This is a genomic window from Aestuariicoccus sp. MJ-SS9, from assembly GCF_032586235.1.
Taxonomy (GTDB): Bacteria; Pseudomonadota; Alphaproteobacteria; order Rhodobacterales; family Rhodobacteraceae; genus Aestuariicoccus.
The window spans coordinates 107186-125299 of sequence record NZ_JAWHTD010000008.1 but is presented as its reverse complement, the minus strand read 5'-3'; the positions used below and the strand labels follow the sequence as shown (position 1 = coordinate 125299).

Genomic DNA, 18114 nt, shown 5'->3' with positions numbered 1-18114 from the left:
GATGAAGATGGGGGCGGGCGGTCAGCCTTTGCGGGCGGCTTTTTCGGCGAGGCCGGATTGGGACTGGCGGCGGGCCAGTTCGTCCATCACGTCCGAGAGCGCGACGTCGCGGGAGTGCAGCATCACCAGGAGGTGAAAGAGCACGTCGGCGGCTTCGGAGGTCAGGCGGTCGCGGTCGCCCTTGGTGGCTTCGATGATCGCCTCGATCGCCTCTTCGCCGAATTTCTCGGCGCATTTCTCGGGGCCCTTGGCCAGCAGTTTGGCGGTCCAGCTTTCGCCGGGGTCGGCCTTGGCGCGGTCTGCGACGATGCGGGCGAGGTCTTCGAGGGTCATGTCAGCCTCATGGGGATGCCGGCGGCGGCCATGTGGGCCTTGGCCTCGGCAATGGTGTAGGTGCCGAAGTGGAAGATCGAGGCGGCGAGCACGGCGGAGGCATGGCCCTGGGTCACGCCTTCGACGAGGTGGTCGAGCGTACCGACGCCGCCGCTGGCGATCACCGGGATGCCGACCGCGTCGGCAATGGCGCGGGTCAGCGGGATGTTGAACCCCGCCTTGGTGCCGTCGCGGTCCATCGAGGTGAGCAGGATCTCTCCGGCGCCCTTGGCGGCGGCGGTGCGGGCGAACTCGACCGCGTCGATGCCGGTGGGTTTGCGCCCGCCGTGGGTGAAGATCTCCCATTTGCCGGGGGCGACAGTCTTGGCGTCGATGGCGCAGACGATGCACTGGCTGCCGAACTGGTCGGCGGCGCGCGCCAGCACGTCCGGATCGGCCACGGCCGCCGAATTGAAGCTGACCTTGTCGGCGCCCGCCAGCAGCAGGGCGCGCACATCGGCCACGGTGCGGACGCCGCCGCCCACGGTCAGCGGGATGAAGCATTGCTCGGCCGTGCGGGTGACCACATCGAACATGGTGCCACGGTTTTCATGGGTGGCGTGGATGTCGAGAAAGCAGATCTCGTCCGCGCCGGCGGCGTCATAGGCGCGCGCGGCATCCACCGGGTCGCCGGCATCGACCAGATCGACGAAGTTCACGCCTTTGACGACGCGACCGTCGGCCACGTCGAGGCAGGGGATGATACGGGTCTTGAGCATGGTCTGTGCGTTACCGCGAAACGGATGGGTTGGGAAGGGGCTTGGGACCTGTCCGTGACGGTGCGGTGCGGAGCGCGCAGGACACCCCCCTTGCCGGCTCAGGATCTCAGGGCGGCCAGCGCCTCTTTCAGGTCGATGGCCCCGTCATAAAGCGCCCGGCCCGAGATCGCGCCGTTGAGTGCCGCGCCGCAATCGCGCAAGGCGATCAGGTCGGCCAGCGACGACACGCCACCCGAAGCGATGACCGGGATGGTGACCGCATGGGCGAGCGCGGCGGTGGCCTCGATATTCGGGCCCTGCATCGCGCCGTCGCGGTTGATGTCGGTGTAGATGATCGCGGCCACGCCCGCATCTTCGAAGCTGCGGGCCAGATCGGTGGCGTCCACGTCGGTCTCTTCGGCCCAGCCCTTGGTGGCGACGCGGCCGCCACGCGCGTCGATGCCGACGGCGACCTGGCCGGGGAAGGAGCGGGCGGCCTCGCGCACCAGGCCAGGGTTTTCCACCGCCACGGTGCCCAGGATGACGCGGGCCAGGCCCTTGGACAGCCAGGTCTCGATCGTGGCCATGTCGCGGATGCCGCCGCCCAGCTGTGCGGGCGTTTGTGTCTGGCTCAGGATAGCCTCGACCGCGGCGGCGTTCACCGGCTGACCGGCGAAGGCGCCGTTGAGGTCCACCAGATGCAGCCATTCGCAGCCCGCCGCCACGAAGTCGAGCGCCTGTGCCGCGGGGTCGTCGTTAAAGACGGTGGCCTTGTCCATGTCGCCGCGCAAGAGGCGCACGGCCTTGCCGTCCTTGAGGTCGATGGCGGGGTAGAGGATCATGTCGCTGCCTTGCAGAAAATCGCTGGCCCCCTTTGGCATGACGCAACGGCGGATGCAACGCGACCCTGCGTCAGCCTTGATCGCCGCCCGATCTGTCGGTCAGGCTTTGCGCAGCTTTGACGGGAGGACGGAATGAAACGGATGGCGATTTTGGCGGGGCTGATGCTGGTGGCGGGGGCGGCCATGGCGGACCCGGTGGAGGGCACCTGGAAGACCCAGCCCGACGACGGCTCTTATGCCCATGTGACCATGTCGCCCTGCGGCGCCAACATCTGCGGCGTGATCGCGCGCACCTTCGATGAGGCCGGCGAATACCGCTCGCCCAGCATCGGCAAGACGCTGGTGATCGACATGGCGCCGCAGGGCGGGGGCCGCTACGAGGGCAAGGTCTGGCGACCGTCGAACGACAAGAGCTATCTGGGCAAGATGGATCTGAGCGGCGATTCCCTGCGCCTGCGCGGCTGCGTGGCGGGCGGGCTGCTTTGCTCCAAACAGACCTGGTCGCGGGTGAACTGAGGCGCGGACGGCGAGCTGCCCGCGCCCAGGCTCACGGGGTCCAGGTCAGGAAGTTGGCGATCATCCGAAGGCCGGTCGCGGCGCTCTTTTCGGGGTGGAACTGAAAGCCCAGCATGGTGTCGCGGCCCACGATGGCGGTAACATCGCCGCCATAATCCACATGCGCCAGCCGCTGCGCCGGGGCGTCCACCCGCATCTGGTAGGAATGCACGAAATAGGCGTGCTCGCCGGTCGCAACACCGTCCAGAACCGGGTGCGGCACGTCGATCACCAGGTCGTTCCAGCCCATATGCGGCACCTTCAGCGCCGGGTCCTCGGGCTCGATGGCGACCACCTCGCCGTCGATCCATCCCAGCCCGTCGGTCATCGAATATTCGTGGCCCCGACGCGCCATCAGCTGCATGCCGACACAGATGCCCAGGAAAGGCCGGCCCCGGGTCTCGACCGCCTCGACCATCGCCTCGAAACAGCCCGAGGCGCGCAGCGCAGCGGCGCAGGCCGGAAAGGCCCCGTCGCCGGGCAGCACCAGCCGGTCGGCGCGGGCCACCACATTGGCATCGGCGGTCACGACGACGTCGCCAGCACCCACCTCCGCGGCCATCTTCTGAAACGCCTTTTCCGCCGAATGCAGATTGCCGCTTTCATAGTCGATAATGGCGGTCAGCATGGTTCACCTTCCCGAAATCGGCCCCTTGGCCCAGGTCCCGTAGGGTGCGCATTCATGCGCACCGCGCCGCCCGCGTCAGAGCGCGCCCTTGGTCGAGGGGATCGCATCGCCCTTGCGCGGATCGGGTTCCACCGCCGCGCGCAACGCCTGCGCCACCGCCTTGAAGGCGGCCTCGGCGATGTGGTGGCTGTTGAGCCCGTGCAGCTGGTCCACATGCAGCGTGATGCCGCCATGCGTCGCCAGCGCCTGAAAGAACTCACGCACCAGCTCGGTGTCGAAATTGCCGATCTTGGCGGTCGGCAGCGCGACGTTCCACACCAGATAGGGCCGCCCCGACAGATCGAGTGCAGCGCGCACCAGCGCGTCGTCCATCGGCAAATGGCACGACCCATACCGCCGGATCCCGCGCTTGTCGCCAAGCGCCTGCGCCAGCGCCTGTCCCAAAGCGATGCCGGTATCCTCGACCGTGTGGTGATCGTCGATATGCAGATCGCCCGTGGCGCGCACCGTCATGTCGATCAGCGAATGCCGTGCGAGCTGGTCCAGCATGTGGTCGAAGAACCCCACGCCGGTCTGGTTGTCGTAGATCCCGCTGCCGTCGAGGTCGATCTCGACGCGGATGTCGGTCTCGGCCGTCTTGCGGCTGATCGTGGCGCTGCGCATGGGCGTTCTCCTTGCCGTCGCGGCCTTATAGGCGGCCCCGCGCGCCGCGCCAAGGCCCGCCGATTGCGCATTGTGCCGCCGTTGCGCTTGTGCCAGCTTGGACGCCAAAAGAGGCCCGCCATGACCACCTGCGTTTACATCCAGATCCGCTGCAAACCCGGCACCACCTACCGCGTGGCCGAGGAAATCGCCCTGCGCGAAATCCATTCCGAACTCTACTCGACCAGCGGCGAATACGATCTGTTGATGAAGCTCTACATCCCAGAGGGCGAGGACGTCGGCAAATACATCAACGAGGAACTGCTGGACATTCCCGGCATCGAGCGGTCGCTGACCACGCTAACCTTCAAGGCCTTCTAGTCGTAGCGGAATCCCAGCGCCGTCTCCATCTCCAGATCCAGCGCGCCGCGCATGAAATCGGCATCGGCCTCGGCCATCGCCGAAGGCGTCGGCGGGCGGGCGTCGACCGCGGGCAGGAACTTGGACCCCAGCCGCTTGACCACGGGCCGGTAGGGCCCTTCGCGCGGTTCCAGCCCAAATCCGGCCTCCACATCTGACAGAAACGCCTCGGGGGCGGTCTGCACCGCCTCGAGCCGGGTGAAGATCAGCGCAGAACCCCTTTGAAAATAAGACAAAAGCCCCGTCAGCTTGGCGCGTCGCAGGGCAAAGAGGTTGGCATAGGCGCGCCCCGTCAGAGGGTCGCGGTCGTGCTGGAGCGGCCGGCCCACCCCGCCCAGCTGCGCCACCTGCGGGAAATAGCGCGGGCGGTCCGCGATCGTGGCCCATTCCGCGCGGATGAAATCCGAAAAGGCCAGCCGCTGCATCGCGGGAGGGCAATGCCAGGGCTTGGCGTGCATCGACAGCGCCCAGGGCGCGGCATGGCGCACCACGCAGATCACCGCCATATCCTCGGGGATGGCGGTCATCTGCGCAAAGCCGTGTTTCCAGCCCAGATCCTCGCAAGGCCGCAGCGAAGTGTTCCGCCCCAAGAGCCGCTTGACGAAATTGGTGCCCGACGACCGTTCGCCCATCACCTGATAGCGCGTGGGCCGCGTCGGGCCGGGCACGATCTGCCAGCCCCTGTCTGCGAAATCCGCTGCGATCACCTGCGCCGGCCTCTTCGTTTATGCTTTGCGCGCAACGATAGCCGAGCGCGTGTCATATTGCGATTCCTCCCGCAACGGCGCTGCGCTAGGATGCCCGAAAAACCACAAGGGGCAGGCCCGATGCAGACCACAGCCGCCGCCGTCACCATGGTGCGCGACGATCCGTTCTTCCTGCGCGCCTGGCTGCGCCACTACGGCGGCACGCTGGGGCGCGAGAATTGCTATATCGTCAACCACGGCCACGGCGCCGAGGTGGCCGCTCTGGCCGAGGGCTGCAACGTGATCGGCATCCCCGGCGATCCGCATCCCAATTTCGACATGAAGCGCTGGCGGCTTTTGAACGGGATCGTCGGGGGCCTGCGCAGCTATTACGACCATGTCATCGTCGGCGATGTGGACGAGCTGGTCGTGGTCGACCCCGAGACCGGCGTGTCGCTGCTGGAATACCTGCGGAACACGCCGATACGCCGGGTGCTGACGCCGCTGGGGCTCGAGGTGATCCACCGCATCGAGCTGGAGCCCGAGTCGATCGGCGATCATATCCTCGGCCCCCGCCGGCATGTGCGGCTGGCCCCGCATTATTCCAAGCCCTGTATCCTCAGCCTGGGCACCAAGATCGCGCGGGGCGGGCATTTCACCCAGGCGTCAAAGCTGAACACGCCGGACGAATTGTACCTGCTGCACCTGAAATACTGCGATTTCCCCAATTATGTCGCCACGATGAACCAGCGCAACGCGGTGACCGACGCGGTGGGCGTCGGCGTCAAGGACGCCGCTATCGGGCGGCACTGGTTCGCCGAGGCGCGGGGCGAGGACCGCGCGGTGTTCGAGGCGTTCGCCGAGCTTGAGATGCAGGAAGGTTTCGATCTTGCCTGGGCGCGCAAGCGCATGCACCGAAGCTGGAAGCCGCGCGGCGAGACCGGCTTTTGGCAGTTCGACCGGCCCGACTATGGCCTGCAATACGTTCTGCCGGAACGCTTCGTCGGGCTGATCTGACGCGACGCGGGATCAGGCCTGCGGCAACAGGAACCCGCGCAGCGCCGCGGCGGTTTCCTCGGGTGACTGATCGGGGAAGAAATGCCCGCCGGTGACGCCCTTGGCCCGCATGTCCGCAAGGCGCGGCGCCCAGGTGGCGGGCACGTCCATCGCGCGGGCCATGGCCCCGTCCGCGCCGTAAAGCACCAGCGCGGGGCAGGTGACCTGCCGATCCAGATCGGCGGCGTCATGGGCGAAATCCACGTCGATGGCGGCGCGGTAATCGTCGCACATGCAGCGGATGCACTCGGGGTCGCGCCAGCTGTCGCGATAAGCGGCCAGCATGTCGGGCGCGAAATCGTCCAGCGTCGCCTTGCCGAACCCCAGAAGACAACGCTCGTAATAGGCGTCGGGATCGTGGCCGATCATGGTTTCGGGGAAGGGCGCGGGCTGGGCCAGGAAGAACCAGTGGTAATAGGCACGCGCCACCGGCGTCGTCAGCCGGTCGAGCAGATGATGCGTCGGCACGATGTCCATCACCGTCAGGCTTTTCACCGCGTCGGGCGCATCCAGCGCCAGGCGGTGCGCGGTGCGCGCGCCGCGGTCGTGCCCGGCCAGATCGAACCGGTCGAAGCCCAGAAGCGCCATCAGCGCCACCATGTCGGACGCCATGTTGCGAAAGCTCATGTCCGTCATCGCGGCGGGTTTGAAGCTGTCGCCATAGCCGCGCAGGTCGGCGGCGATCACGGTGAAATCGCGCGCCAGCATCGGCGCGATGCGCCACCACATGGCCCGGGTCTGCGGAAAGCCGTGCAAGAGCAGCAAAGGCGGCCCGTCGCCATATCTGTCATAGGCGATGGACCGTTGATTCAGCGTTGCGATGTGCGAGGTATGTTCGGGGGTCATTGCCCCTGCGAGCTGACCAGAGCTATGGATCCAAAGTCAACCCCGGGAAGGGTCTCGCGCACGGTGTCTTGCGCCACCTGGATCAGGCTGCGCGAATTGTCGTCCAGCATCCCGATGCCTGCGTGCACCATTTCCGGCGGCGTGTAGATCAGCGCGACCGCCAGCCCCGCCCCGGTCAAAAGCCCCGACGAATTGGCGCGCTTGGCGCCGGTGCGGCCCAGGACGCGGAAGAGGTGCACCATCAGAAAGACGCCGGACACCGTGATCAGCGCCGCCAGAAGGTTGAAGACCATCCCATGGTATTCGACCGGCAGCGACCCCTGCACCAGGCTTTCCTCGATGCGGCTGCGGTTGTTGGCGACGGTGACGACGACGTAGAACCACGAAAAGCCCATGATCAGCGACACGAACGGATGGCTCGGTGTCTTGTCCTCACGCGGCGCGCGTCGATTGCTGCGCCGGTTATGGCTGGGGTCGACCGCTTCGATACGACGTGTAAAGTCGTCCCGGGTCTGTTTTCTGAAGCTATATCCTCGCATGACAAAAGGCGTAGCCGCGAATTGTGGCAAGAATCGGAAAGAAGTCAGGCACCGGCGGTTCGAATTCAAAAAATTTCCCGTTAAATTTGAACCGTCTGGGGCGGTTTCCTCTTATTCCCGATGATTTCGCCTCAGGGCTGTGGGCGGCGCGCCCCGCAGGCCGCCGCCACAGGCGCTAAAGCCTTGTTAACGCATCGAGGATGCGCGCCCAGCTTCGCACGCCCTTGTGAAAGCTGGCGACGTCGTATTTCTCGTTCGGCGAATGGATCTGGTCGTCGGCCTTGGCCCATCCCACCAGCATCGAATCGAGGCCGAGGATATCCTTGAAATAGCCCGCGATGGGGATCGAGCCGCCGCCCCCGGCAAAGACTGCCGGGTCGGGCCATTCGTCCGACAGCGCCGCGCGTGCGGCGGCAAACGCCGGATGCCCGGTTTCCATCCGCGACGCGGGCGATGCGCCGTGATCGGCGAAGGCGACGGTGCAATCGGGCGGCAGCTGTTCACGGACCCAGGCGCGAAAGCTGTCGCGGATGGCCAGCGGATCCTGCGTGCCGACCAGCCGGAAACTGACCTTGGCGCTGGCGCGCGAAGGCAGAACGGTCTTGAACCCGTCGCCGGTATAGCCGCCGACGATGCCGTTGATCTCGGCTGTCGGGCGCGACCAGATCATCTCGAGCGGGGTATATCCGTCTTCGCCCGCGGGCTGCGACAGCCCGACAGCGCCCAGAAAGCGGTCCGCGTCGAACCCCAGTGCCTGCCACTGCGCGGCCATGTCGGGGGGCAGATCCGGCACGCCCTCGTAGAACCCGGGCACCTGCACGCGCCCGGCGTCGTCGTGCAGACCGCCGAGGATCTTTGTCAGCACCCGGATCGGGTTGCGCGCAATGCCGCCGTAGCTGCCGGAATGCAGATCGCGGTCGGGGCCGGTGATGGTGATCTCTTCGCCCAGCAGGCCGCGCAGCTGGGTGATGATCGACGGCACGCGGCTGTCGAAAAGGTCGGTGTCGCAGATCAGCGCGACATCGGCGCCCAGCTCCGACGCGTTGTCCTTTAGGAAAGGCACCAGCGACGGCGAGCCCGATTCCTCTTCGCCCTCGAACAGAAATGTGATCCGGCAGGGCAGGGCGCCATGCACCGCCTTCCACGCGCGGCAGGCCTCGATGAAGGTCATCAGCTGGCCCTTGTCGTCGCTGGAGCCGCGGGCGCGGATCACCTGGCCGCCGGGCGTGTCGGCGATCTGGGCGTCGAAGGGATCGTGATCCCACAGCTCGACCGGATCGACCGGCTGCACGTCATAATGGCCGTAGAACAGCAGGTGCGGCCCGTCGCCGTCGACATGGCCCACGACCATGGGATGGCCGGGCGTCGGGCGCTTGTCGGCCTCGACGCCGAGGCTGCGCAGATCGTCCACCAGCCAGTCGGCGGCCTTTTCGCAATCGGCGTCGTAGGCGGGATCGGTCGAAATCGAGGGGATGCGCAGCAGCGCCAACAGCCGTTCGAGCGCCTCGGGCAGGTCGGAATCGATTCGGGACAGGACGGGATCGACGGACATTCGGGTCTCCTGAGGTTTTGCGGCAGAGCCTATCATCGGGCCGGGCACTGTCCAGCGCTTCGGCCCCGTGTCCGAACGCGACTCACCGCCCTGCGCGGGGCCTGCGTCGTGGCGTCACGGGGATATCGGCCTGTCTGGCGCTGGAAAATTTCCGATCCGCGTCCATTTTCCACAATCGAGTGTGGCAGGCACCGCCGCGGTTTGACCGATATCAATGATGCGACCGATGGTCCTTGCCTAAATAGTGGACACAAGAATGCCCGACCTGTAGGTATTCACAAAATTGAATGCGGGGGAGACCGCAGGCGGCGAAGCGCCAGCGCGCCGCGGACAAGAAGGAGGACGACGGTGGACTACACCGCGAAGCTCGACGAGGCCCTGAACCGTCTTCACGAAGAAGGCCGCTACCGGACGTTCATCGACATCGAACGCCGCAACGGCCAATTCCCGCACGCGACCTGGCGCAAGCCCGACGGCACCGAACAGCCGATCACCGTCTGGTGCGGCAACGACTATCTGGGCATGGGTCAGCACCCGGCGGTTCTGTCCGCCATGCACGAGGCGCTGGACGCCACCGGCGCTGGCTCGGGCGGGACGCGCAACATCTCGGGCACCACTGTCTATCACAAGCGGCTCGAGGCCGAGCTGGCCGATCTGCACGGCAAAGAGGCGGCGCTGCTCTTTACCTCGGCCTACATCGCCAACGACGCCACGCTGTCGACCCTGCCCAAGCTCTTTCCGGGGCTGATCATCTATTCCGACGCGCTGAACCACGCCAGCATGATCGAGGGCGTGCGCCGCAATGGCGGGGCCAAGCGCATCTTCCGCCACAACGACGTCGCGCATCTGCGCGAGCTGATGGCCGCCGACGACCCCGACGCGCCCAAGCTGATCGCCTTTGAATCGATCTATTCGATGGACGGCGATTTCGGACCCGTCGAGGCGATCTGCGATCTGGCCGACGAATTCGGCGCGCTGACCTATATTGACGAGGTGCACGCGGTGGGCATGTACGGCCCGCGCGGGGCGGGTATCTGCGAACGCGACCGCCTGATGCACCGGCTCGACATCATCAACGGCACGCTGGCCAAGGCTTACGGCGTGATGGGCGGCTATATCGCGGCCTCGGCCAAGATGTGCGATGCCGTGCGGTCGTATGCGCCGGGCTTCATCTTCTCGACCTCGCTGGCCCCGGCGCTGGCGGCGGGCGCGACCGCCTCGGTCGCGTTCCTCAAGACCGCCGATGGGCAGAAGCTGCGCGACAAGCACCAGACCCAGGCAAAGATTCTCAAGACCCGGCTGAAAGCCATGGGTCTGCCGATCATCGACCACGGCAGCCACATCGTCCCGGTGATCGTCGGCGACCCTGTGCACACGAAAAAGCTGTCCGATATGCTGCTGGAGGGCTACGGCATCTACGTGCAGCCGATCAACTTCCCCACCGTGCCGCGCGGCACCGAGCGGCTGCGGTTCACCCCGTCGCCAGTTCATGGTCCGGACGAGATGAACAAGCTGGTGCACGCAATGGACGCGCTTTGGGCACATTGCGCCCTGAACCGCTCGGAATTGAGCGCATAACCGCCGAAACGGTGTTTATTTTCTTGTGATGTGTTAGTCTGACGTAAATAACAGCGCGACTCGAATCGTAACGTGTCGCGCATCGGGCAGGCACGAAACGGGAAATTGGCATCCATGGGGCGGCGTGAATGATCGGGCGCAAATCCCAGAAAGACGCGGATATCGCTGTGTCTGAACCCCGCGGGTTCGACGCATTCGAGTTGCGCCTTGGGGATGTGATGCGCGGTGAACGTGCGACGCTCGGCAAGTCGCTGCTCGATGTGCAGCGCGAATTGCGCATCAAGGCAAGCTACATCGCCGCCATCGAAAATTGCGACCCGGCGGCCTTCGACACGCCCGGTTTCATCGCGGGCTACGTGCGATCCTACGCCCGGTATCTGGGCATGGACCCGGATGAGACGTTCTCTCTTTTCTGCCAGGAATCGGGCTTCGCCAATCCGCACGGCATGTCCGACAAGGCCTCCAGCCTAAAGAAATCCGACCGCGACGCAGAGGTGCCGCGCGCTGCCGTGCGCGATCCTTTCGCACAGCCCAACACGCCCTTCGTGCCCGCGGGCGATTCGGTTCTCAGCCGGATCGAGCCCGGCGCGATCGGGTCGCTGCTGGTGCTGATCTGCCTGATCGGCGGCATCGGTTACGGCGGCTATTCGGTGCTGCAAGAGGTGCAGCGCGTGCAGCTTGCGCCGGTGGAACAGACCCCCGTGGTGTTGAGCGATCTCGACCCGCTTCAGACCGCCGTCCAGCCCGTGGTCGAAGATACCGACACCGCCGAGGCGGCCGGCGTTTTTACCCCGCCCCGCAACGAGGCGCTGGACCGGCTCTACCGGCCGCAGGCGTTGGACATGCCGGTTCTGGTGGCCCGCGATGCGCCGATCTCGACGCTCGATCCCTCGACCGTGGGCGCCTTCGCGGCGCAATCGCGCGCCCGGCAACTGCCCGAGGTGGGCGCGCCGGACGATCCTTCCACGCGCCAGATCGCCTCGGCGGATAGCGCGCTGGGCGACCGGCTAACGCTGGTGGCCGCGCGGCCGGCCTGGGTGCGGGTGCGCGACGCGGCGGGCAACGTCCTCTTCGAAGAGATCATGGATGCGGGCGCCACCTGGCAGGTGCCCGAGGACGCGGATGCGCCGCAGCTGAACGTGGGCGAATCCGGTGCGCTTTACTTCGTTTTCCAAGGCGAAACCTATGGTCCGTTCGGCCCCAGCGGGCAGGGCACCTACGATCTGCCGCTCGAGCCGCAGATGCTGGTCGCCGCCTATGGCAAGGCCGATCCGCAACGCGACGGCGATCTCGGGCGGGTGCTGGCCCAGCTTTCGGTGCCGCGGGCGCCCGAAGGGTCGCTCGGCAATCCCAAGGTGCTCGAGGACGGCGCGCCGCCGGTGGTCATGATGGCCGTGCGCGAGGCCTGGGTGCGGGTCAGCGCCGCCGACGGTTCGGTGATCTTTGAGGCGACGATGCAGCCCGGCGACACCTGGACCGTGCCCCAGACCGAGGAACCCAGCCGCCTGCGTGTGGGCAATGCCGGCGGGGTCTATTTCGCCGTGAACGGCACGCCTTACGGACCCATGGGGGCAAGCGGCGGCGTCGAATCGAACATCGCCCTGTCGATGGAGACCCTCACCGAACGCTTCGCGGTCGCCGACATGTCCACCGATGGCGATCTGCAGCAGGTCGTCGTTCAGCTGAACGCCACCGGCACTGCGGCAGACTGACCGCCTCGCGCGGGTTGAACCCCCTTCAAATGTGAATAGGTGTCGCGTCAGCGCGCGGGCTGGTCAAAGCATGCGCCGGACTGTAAGCTTTAGTTGACACCTTGGCATGGGAACCCAGAGCATGAGCCTCAACCACGTGCGCCCGTGGCGCAACATCTACCGCCGCAAATCGCGCCAGATCATGGTCGGGTCGGTTCCGGTGGGGGGCGACGCGCCAATTACGGTGCAGACCATGACCAACACGGTCACCACGGACATTCCCGGCACCATCGCGCAGGTGCAGGCCGCCGCCGACGCGGGCGCGGACATCGTGCGCGTGTCGGTCCCGGACGAACCATCGTCCCGCGCGCTGAAAGAGATCGTGCGCGAAAGCCCTGTGCCGATCGTGGCGGACATCCATTTTCACTACAAACGCGGGATCGAGGCCGCCGAGGCAGGCGCGGCCTGCCTGCGGATCAACCCGGGCAACATCGGCAGTCAGGACCGGGTGCGCGAGGTGATCAGGGCTGCGCGCGACCACAATTGCTCGATCCGGATCGGAGTGAACGCGGGGTCGCTGGAAAAGCATCTGCTCGAGAAATACGGCGAGCCGTGCCCTGACGCGATGGTGGAATCGGGCCTGGATCACATCAAGATCCTGCAGGACAACGACTTTCACGAGTTCAAGATCAGCTGTAAGGCCTCCGACGTCTTCATGGCCGCCGCGGCCTATCAGCAGCTGGCCGAACAGACCGACGCGCCCATTCACCTCGGGATCACCGAGGCGGGGGGGCTGACCACGGGCACGATCAAATCGGCCATCGGGCTGGGCAACCTGCTCTGGATGGGCATCGGCGACACGATCCGCGTGTCGCTCTCGGCCGATCCGGTGGAAGAGGTCAAGGTCGGCTACGAGATCCTCAAGTCGCTGGGCCTGCGGCACCGGGGCGTGAACATCATCAGCTGCCCCAGCTGCGCACGCCAGGGGTTCGACGTGATCAAGACGGTCGAGACGCTGGAAAAGCGGCTGGAGCACATCAAGACGCCGATGAGCCTGTCGATCATCGGTTGCGTGGTGAACGGCCCGGGCGAGGCGCTGATGACCGATGTGGGCTTTACCGGCGGCGGCAACGGCGCGGGGATGGTCTATCTCGCGGGCAAGCAGAGCCACAAGATGACCAACGACCAGATGGTCGATCACATCGTCGAAGAGGTCGAGAAGAAGGCCGCCGCGCTGGAAGCGGCCGAGGCGGCGCAGGCGGCGGAGTAACGCCCGCCCAGCGTCGTGGCGTGGAGGCCCCGGATCGGGTCCGGGGCCGCGTTGCGCCTGGTCAGTTGACCGAGCGTTGCTCGGCCACGATCTCGCGCATGCCGTCCAGCGGAACGTAGCCGCGCACCAGTTCCTCGCCCATCACGAAGGTCGGCGTGCCGTTGATCCGCAGGGCCTGGGCCAGCGCGCGGATGTCGGCGAGTTGGCGGGTGATCTCGTCGCTTTCCATCTCGGCCATGATCGCCCCGGCATCCAGCCCGAGCGTTTCGGCGATGCGGGTAAGCGCGGTGTCGGTGGGATCGCCGTTCAGGGTGATCAGCGCATCGTGCACGTCCTTGTAGGCCGCGTCGCCGGCCACCATCCGCGTGGCCATGGCAAAGCGCGATGAGATCACCGAGGCCTCGCCCAGGATCGGGAATTCCTTGAGGATCAGCCGGATATTGCCGTCGCTGGCGACCAGCTCTTCGACCTCGGGATGGGCGCGGCGGCAATAGCCGCAGCGGTAGTCGGTGAACTCGACGATGGTGATGTCGCCCTCGGGATTGCCGCCGACCCAGCTGTAGCCGTCGTCAAAGATCGCCTCGGCATTGTCGGTGACAAGCTGCACATCCGCCTGCGCCTGGGCCTGCGCCTGCCGCGCCTCGAGAGCATTGACCGCCTCGATGATCACCTCGGGGTTTTCCATCAGGTAGCGGCGCACTTCCTCACCGAAGGCGGCGCGCTGGTCGTCGGTCATCGCCTCGGCGTCGAAGGCCTGAGCGGGGCCGCTGGCCAGCGTCAAGGCCAGAGCGGCGGCGGTCAGGGGGGCGGTGTATCGCATATGTCGGGGTCTCCGGAACTTGGGGGATCGAGGCCGGGCCATGGGCTCAGCGTTGTCTTTCAAAGGCACTTAACACATCCTGCGCCCGTTGCCACGGGCCGGAACCGCGCGGCAGCCGGGCGACGGCGCGTTTGGCGTGGATGGCCGCGTCTTTCAGCCGTCCTTGCAGCGCATAGCGTTCGGCGGTGACGACCGAGGCCATGGCTGGCTGGCCGATCTTGGCATAGGCCACCGCCAGATCGCGCAGCACGCGGCCGTCGCGCCAGTCGCGACCGCGCGCCGCCTCGAGCGAGCGCAGCGCGGCCTGTGCGTTGCCGTTGGCCAGCTGCGCGCGGCCCAGACCTCCGAGGATCTGCGGCTCGCGCGGGGCCAGCTTGGCGGCCTGGGCATAGACGCGCTCGGCCTCGGTCGCGCGGCGGCTTTCAAGAAGGATCTGCCCCTTGAGGTCATAGAGATACGCATCGCGCGGGCGCAGCGCGATGGCGCCGTCGATCGCTTTGAGCGCGCGGCCGAGGTCGCTTTGCCGGTGATAGGCCACCGCCTCGCGCATCAGGTCGATGTCGCGGCTCGGGCCTTCGCCGATGCGGCGCAGGGTCCATTTCGGCGCGCGCTTGAAGGCCGAAAGCTTGCCCTTGGCGCGGGCGAACCAGTATTGCGCGGCCTTGTCCTGGATGATCTCGCCGTCGCGCGCGGCGACAAAGCTTTTCATGGCGCGCAGCCGGTCGCGGGTCAGCGGATGGGTGCGCATGTAAGGATCCTGCCGCCCGGCCGACAGCGCCTCTTGTCCGCGGAAGATGTCCAGCACTTCGACCGCGCCTCTTGGATCGACGCCCGCGCGCAGCAGGTAGCGGACCGAACTTTGATCGGCCGAGGCCTCTTCGGCGCGGGTATGGGCCAGGAACGACCGCGTCGCCGCCGAGGACGTGCCCAGAGCGATGCCCGCTGCCGCGTCGCCGCGGCCCGCGCTGGCCGCGGCGGCGGCCAGCACCAGCCCCAGCCCCGCGGCGGTGCGGGCCGAACGCATGTTGCCCACGCGGCGCGAGATGTGGCCGTTGGCGATATGCGCGGCCTCATGCGCGATCACCGCCTGCAGGGCGCGGGCGGTGTCGAGCTTCAGGATCAGGCCGGAATGGATGAAGATGTGCTGGGTGTCGACGATGAAGGCGTTGAGCGAGCTGTCGTCGGTCACCAGGATGCGCACCTGCGACGGGCTCAGCCCGGCGGCGCGCAGGATCGGCTTGGCCAGTTCGGTCAGGCTGTATTCCATATCCGCGTCGCGCAACAGCGTCGTGGCACGCAGCGGGGTCGCCGCCAGCAGCGCCAGCAGCAGCAATCCTGCCATCAGGTTCCGGTGAAACATTGACGCGCCGCCCCGTTCGCTCGTACTTCGCACATGGCGCACCATAAGGAGACGGGGATGAGGAACTCAAGCCGGGGGGCGGTCGATCCCTTTATTGTGATGGACGTGATGGAGGCCGCGCGGCAGGCCGAAGAGGCGGGGCGGCACATCATCCACATGGAGGTGGGCCAGCCCGGCACTCCCGCGCCCGCCGCCGCGCGCGCCGCCGTCGCCGTGGCCATGCAGGACGGCGACCCGATGGGCTACACGGTGGCGCTGGGCCTGCCCGCGCTGCGCCAGCGCATCGCAAGGCTTTACGGCGATTGGTATAATGTCGATCTGGATCCGGCGCGGGTGGTGGTGACGCCGGGCTCGTCCGGCGGGTTCATCCTGGCCTTCACGGCGCTCTTCGACGCGGGTGACCGGGTGGCGCTGGGGGCGCCGGGCTATCCGTCCTACCGCCAGATCCTGCGCGCGCTCGATCTGGTGCCGGTCGAGGTGCAGACCTCGGCGGCAAACCGCCTGCAGCCGGTGCCCGCCGATCTCGAGGGCATCGAGTACCAGGGGCTGATGGTCGCCTCGCCCGCAAACCCCACCGGCACGATGCTGGACCGTGCCGCGATGGGTGCGCTCGTCGAGGCGGCGCAGGCGCGCGGCGCGGCCTTCCTGTCGGACGAGATCTATCACGGCATCGAATACGAGGCGAAGGCGGTTACCGCGCTGGAAATCAGCGACGATGTCTGCGTGATCAACTCGTTTTCCAAGTATTTCAGCATGACCGGCTGGCGCGTGGGCTGGCTGGTGGTGCCGCCCGCGCAGGTGCGCCAGGTCGAGCGTCTGGCCCAGAACATGTTCATCTGCGCACCCCATGCGGCCCAAGTGGCCGCGCTGGCGGCGATGGACGCAACCGAGGAATTGCAGGCCAACATGGCCGTCTACGCCGAAAACCGGCGGCTGATGATCGAAGGCCTGCCGCGCGCCGGGTTCGACCGGATCGCGCCGCCCGACGGGGCGTTCTACGTCTATGCTGACGTCAGCCATCTGACCGACGATTCGCGCGCCTTTGCGCGGGAAATTCTCGATCAGGCCGGTGTTGCCGTGACGCCGGGGCTGGATTTCGATCCTGTGCGCGGGGCCGGGACGCTGCGGTTTTCCTATGCCCGCAGCACCGAGGACATCGCCGAGGGGCTGGCGCGGCTGGAACGGTTCATGGCGGCGCGCGGCTAAGTGCGCTTTGCCGAAACGCGGTGGAAATCGGCCGATCCGGGGGTGCCAAACCGGCGCGCCCGGTGTACCCTCGGCCCGCGCGCCCGAAAGAGGTGCGGCGGAAAGAGCACGAGCGGGATGATCCGACTTTTGACCCTTTGTCTGGGCCTTCTGGCCGGTGCCGCGCAGGCGCAGGACCTTGGCGCCGTGGCGCGGTTCGAATCCGGCGCGATCAGCGACCGGACCTTCGGCGGCACCGATGTGACGCTGACTCTGTCGCAGGGCGTGCCGTGGCGCATCTTCACCCTGACCGACCCGCTGCGGCTGGTGCTGGATTTCAAGGAAGTCGACTGGAGCGCGGCCCGGCCCGAGGCGCTGGACCGCTCCGACCGGATCACCGCGCTGCGGATGGGGCCGTTCCGGCCGGGCTGGTCGCGTCTGGTGGCCGCGCTCGACCGGCCGATGCGGATCGACAGCGCCGGGCTGCGCATCGACGAGGAAAGCGGCCGCGCGACGCTGGATGTGGCGCTGTCGAAGACCGACGCCGAAAGCTTTGCCGCCACGGCGGGCCTGCCGCGCACGCCGGGCTGGGACGCGCCGACCGATCAGGTGGTGCTGCGCGCGCCGCCGCCGCGCGACGGGCCGCGCGATCTGGTGGTGATGCTGGACCCCGGGCATGGCGGCATCGACCCCGGCGCCGAAACCGAAAGCATCAACGAGGCGCAGCTGATGCTGACCTTCGCCCGCGAATTGCAAGAGGTGCTGCGCCGCGCGGGCGGCTTCGACGTGCGCCTGACGCGCGAGGCCGATGTCTTTGTGTCGCTGGAGGGGCGGGTGGCGTTGGCCCATGCGGCGGGGGCGGATCTGTTCATCTCGCTGCACGCCGACGCGCTGGACGAGGGCGTGGCGCGCGGCGCGACGGTCTACACCCTGTCCGAAGAGGCGTCCGACGCGGCCTCGGCCGCGCTCGCCGAACGGCACGACCGCGACGCGCTGCTCAGCGGGCTCGATTTGTCGGGATCGGACGACCGGGTGGCGGGGGTCCTGCTCGATCTGGCGCGGCTCGACAACAGCCCGCGCAGCCAGGCGCTGGCGGGCCATCTGGTGGCGGGGATCCGCAACGCCGTGGGGCAGGTGCACAAGCGCCCGCGCCGGCAGGCGGGCTTTTCGGTGCTCAAGGCCGCCGACATCCCCTCGGTGCTGATCGAGCTGGGGTTTCTGTCCACACGCGGCGATCTGGAAAAGCTTAGCGATCCGATCTGGCGGGCGGGCATGGCCGCGGGCATCCGCGACGGTATCCAGTCCTGGGCGCTGGAAGACGCGGCGCTGGCCCGGCTCCGGCGGCAGTGACCGGCGATCACAAAGGCGGGAACC

Annotated in this window: 19 protein-coding genes; 8 read left to right on the top strand and 11 right to left on the bottom strand. The window is 67.2% G+C overall.

Annotation, left to right across the window (positions count from 1 at the left end; all coding sequences use genetic code 11):
* Positions 1-21: 21 nt before the first annotated feature.
* From RXV88_RS08510 to hisA, 3 genes are all read right to left on the bottom strand, one after another.
* Complete coding sequence (locus tag RXV88_RS08510; RefSeq protein WP_316291956.1) at positions 22-333, bottom strand: phosphoribosyl-ATP diphosphatase; 312 nt, start codon at positions 331-333, stop codon at positions 22-24.
* Complete coding sequence (gene hisF / locus RXV88_RS08505) at positions 330-1091, bottom strand: imidazole glycerol phosphate synthase subunit HisF (protein WP_316291954.1); 762 nt, start codon at positions 1089-1091, stop codon at positions 330-332. The genes RXV88_RS08510 and hisF overlap by 4 nt, the downstream gene beginning before the upstream one ends.
* A 98-nt stretch (positions 1092-1189) precedes the next feature.
* On the bottom strand, positions 1190-1912 hold the full coding sequence (hisA, locus tag RXV88_RS08500) for a 1-(5-phosphoribosyl)-5-[(5-phosphoribosylamino)methylideneamino]imidazole-4-carboxamide isomerase (RefSeq protein ID WP_316292004.1): 723 nt from the start codon (positions 1910-1912) through the stop codon (positions 1190-1192).
* Positions 1913-2044: 132 nt separating this feature from the next.
* On the opposite strand from hisA, the gene RXV88_RS08495 reads away from it, so the two are divergent.
* Positions 2045-2428: a DUF2147 domain-containing protein gene (locus RXV88_RS08495; protein ID WP_316291951.1), complete on the top strand. Its 384-nt coding sequence runs from the start codon at positions 2045-2047 to the stop codon at positions 2426-2428.
* A 31-nt stretch (positions 2429-2459) separates the two neighbouring features.
* Here the strand turns inward: RXV88_RS08495 and hisH are convergent, their stop codons facing one another.
* Positions 2460-3095, bottom strand: a complete 636-nt coding sequence (hisH, locus tag RXV88_RS08490) for an imidazole glycerol phosphate synthase subunit HisH (RefSeq protein ID WP_316291950.1) — start codon at positions 3093-3095, stop codon at positions 2460-2462.
* A gap of 75 nt (positions 3096-3170) precedes the next feature.
* Positions 3171-3758 carry an imidazoleglycerol-phosphate dehydratase HisB gene (gene hisB, locus RXV88_RS08485; RefSeq protein ID WP_316291949.1) on the bottom strand — a complete coding sequence of 196 codons (588 nt, stop codon included), beginning with the start codon at positions 3756-3758 and terminating at the stop codon, positions 3171-3173.
* A 120-nt stretch (positions 3759-3878) separates the two neighbouring features.
* Between hisB and RXV88_RS08480 the strand changes: the two genes are divergently transcribed.
* Positions 3879-4118, top strand: a complete 240-nt coding sequence (locus RXV88_RS08480; RefSeq protein ID WP_316291948.1) for an Lrp/AsnC ligand binding domain-containing protein — start codon at positions 3879-3881, stop codon at positions 4116-4118.
* On the opposite strand, the gene RXV88_RS08475 is transcribed toward RXV88_RS08480, so the two are convergent.
* Entirely contained in the window at positions 4115-4864 is a 750-nt protein-coding gene (locus RXV88_RS08475; protein ID WP_316291947.1) for a hypothetical protein, read from the bottom strand. The genes RXV88_RS08480 and RXV88_RS08475 overlap by 4 nt on opposite strands.
* Positions 4865-4984: 120 nt before the next feature.
* Between RXV88_RS08475 and RXV88_RS08470 the strand changes: the two genes are divergently transcribed.
* Positions 4985-5860 (top strand): glycosyltransferase family 2 protein, encoded by an 876-nt coding sequence (locus RXV88_RS08470; protein ID WP_316291946.1) that lies wholly within the window; start codon positions 4985-4987, stop codon positions 5858-5860.
* 12 nt (positions 5861-5872) lie between these two features.
* On the opposite strand, the gene RXV88_RS08465 is transcribed toward RXV88_RS08470, so the two are convergent.
* The 3 genes from RXV88_RS08465 to RXV88_RS08455 all read right to left on the bottom strand — a co-directional run bounded on the left by RXV88_RS08465 (position 5873) and on the right by RXV88_RS08455 (position 8836).
* Positions 5873-6745: an alpha/beta hydrolase gene (locus tag RXV88_RS08465; RefSeq protein WP_316291945.1), complete on the bottom strand. Its 873-nt coding sequence runs from the start codon at positions 6743-6745 to the stop codon at positions 5873-5875.
* Positions 6742-7284 carry a hypothetical protein gene (locus RXV88_RS08460; protein WP_316291944.1) on the bottom strand — a complete coding sequence of 181 codons (543 nt, stop codon included), beginning with the start codon at positions 7282-7284 and terminating at the stop codon, positions 6742-6744. Before RXV88_RS08460 ends, RXV88_RS08465 begins: the two co-directional genes overlap by 4 nt.
* Before the next feature lie 175 nt (positions 7285-7459).
* Positions 7460-8836, bottom strand: a complete 1377-nt coding sequence (locus RXV88_RS08455; RefSeq protein ID WP_316291942.1) for a M20/M25/M40 family metallo-hydrolase — start codon at positions 8834-8836, stop codon at positions 7460-7462.
* Positions 8837-9184: 348 nt separating this feature from the next.
* Between RXV88_RS08455 and hemA the strand changes: the two genes are divergently transcribed.
* The 3 genes from hemA (at position 9185) to ispG (ending at position 13375) form a co-directional block, all read left to right on the top strand.
* Positions 9185-10414, top strand: a complete 1230-nt coding sequence (gene hemA / locus RXV88_RS08450) for a 5-aminolevulinate synthase (RefSeq protein ID WP_316291940.1) — start codon at positions 9185-9187, stop codon at positions 10412-10414.
* Between the two features lie 167 nt (positions 10415-10581).
* Entirely contained in the window at positions 10582-12126 is a 1545-nt protein-coding gene (locus tag RXV88_RS08445) for a RodZ domain-containing protein (protein ID WP_316291938.1), read from the top strand.
* A gap of 121 nt (positions 12127-12247) precedes the next feature.
* Positions 12248-13375 (top strand): flavodoxin-dependent (E)-4-hydroxy-3-methylbut-2-enyl-diphosphate synthase, encoded by a 1128-nt coding sequence (ispG, locus tag RXV88_RS08440; RefSeq protein ID WP_316292002.1) that lies wholly within the window; start codon positions 12248-12250, stop codon positions 13373-13375.
* 61 nt (positions 13376-13436) lie between these two features.
* Here the strand turns inward: ispG and RXV88_RS08435 are convergent, their stop codons facing one another.
* Both RXV88_RS08435 and RXV88_RS08430 read right to left on the bottom strand, forming a co-directional pair.
* On the bottom strand, positions 13437-14195 hold the full coding sequence (locus RXV88_RS08435; RefSeq protein ID WP_316291937.1) for a DsbA family protein: 759 nt from the start codon (positions 14193-14195) through the stop codon (positions 13437-13439).
* Between the two features lie 46 nt (positions 14196-14241).
* Positions 14242-15537, bottom strand: a complete 1296-nt coding sequence (locus tag RXV88_RS08430; protein ID WP_316291936.1) for a M48 family metalloprotease — start codon at positions 15535-15537, stop codon at positions 14242-14244.
* 75 nt (positions 15538-15612) lie between these two features.
* Here RXV88_RS08430 and RXV88_RS08425 point away from each other — a divergent pair, with 75 nt between their 5' ends.
* Complete coding sequence (locus RXV88_RS08425) at positions 15613-16761, top strand: pyridoxal phosphate-dependent aminotransferase (protein WP_316291935.1); 1149 nt, start codon at positions 15613-15615, stop codon at positions 16759-16761.
* A 117-nt stretch (positions 16762-16878) separates the two neighbouring features.
* Positions 16879-18090 carry an N-acetylmuramoyl-L-alanine amidase gene (locus tag RXV88_RS08420; RefSeq protein ID WP_316291933.1) on the top strand — a complete coding sequence of 404 codons (1212 nt, stop codon included), beginning with the start codon at positions 16879-16881 and terminating at the stop codon, positions 18088-18090.
* Positions 18091-18114: the final 24 nt, after the last annotated feature.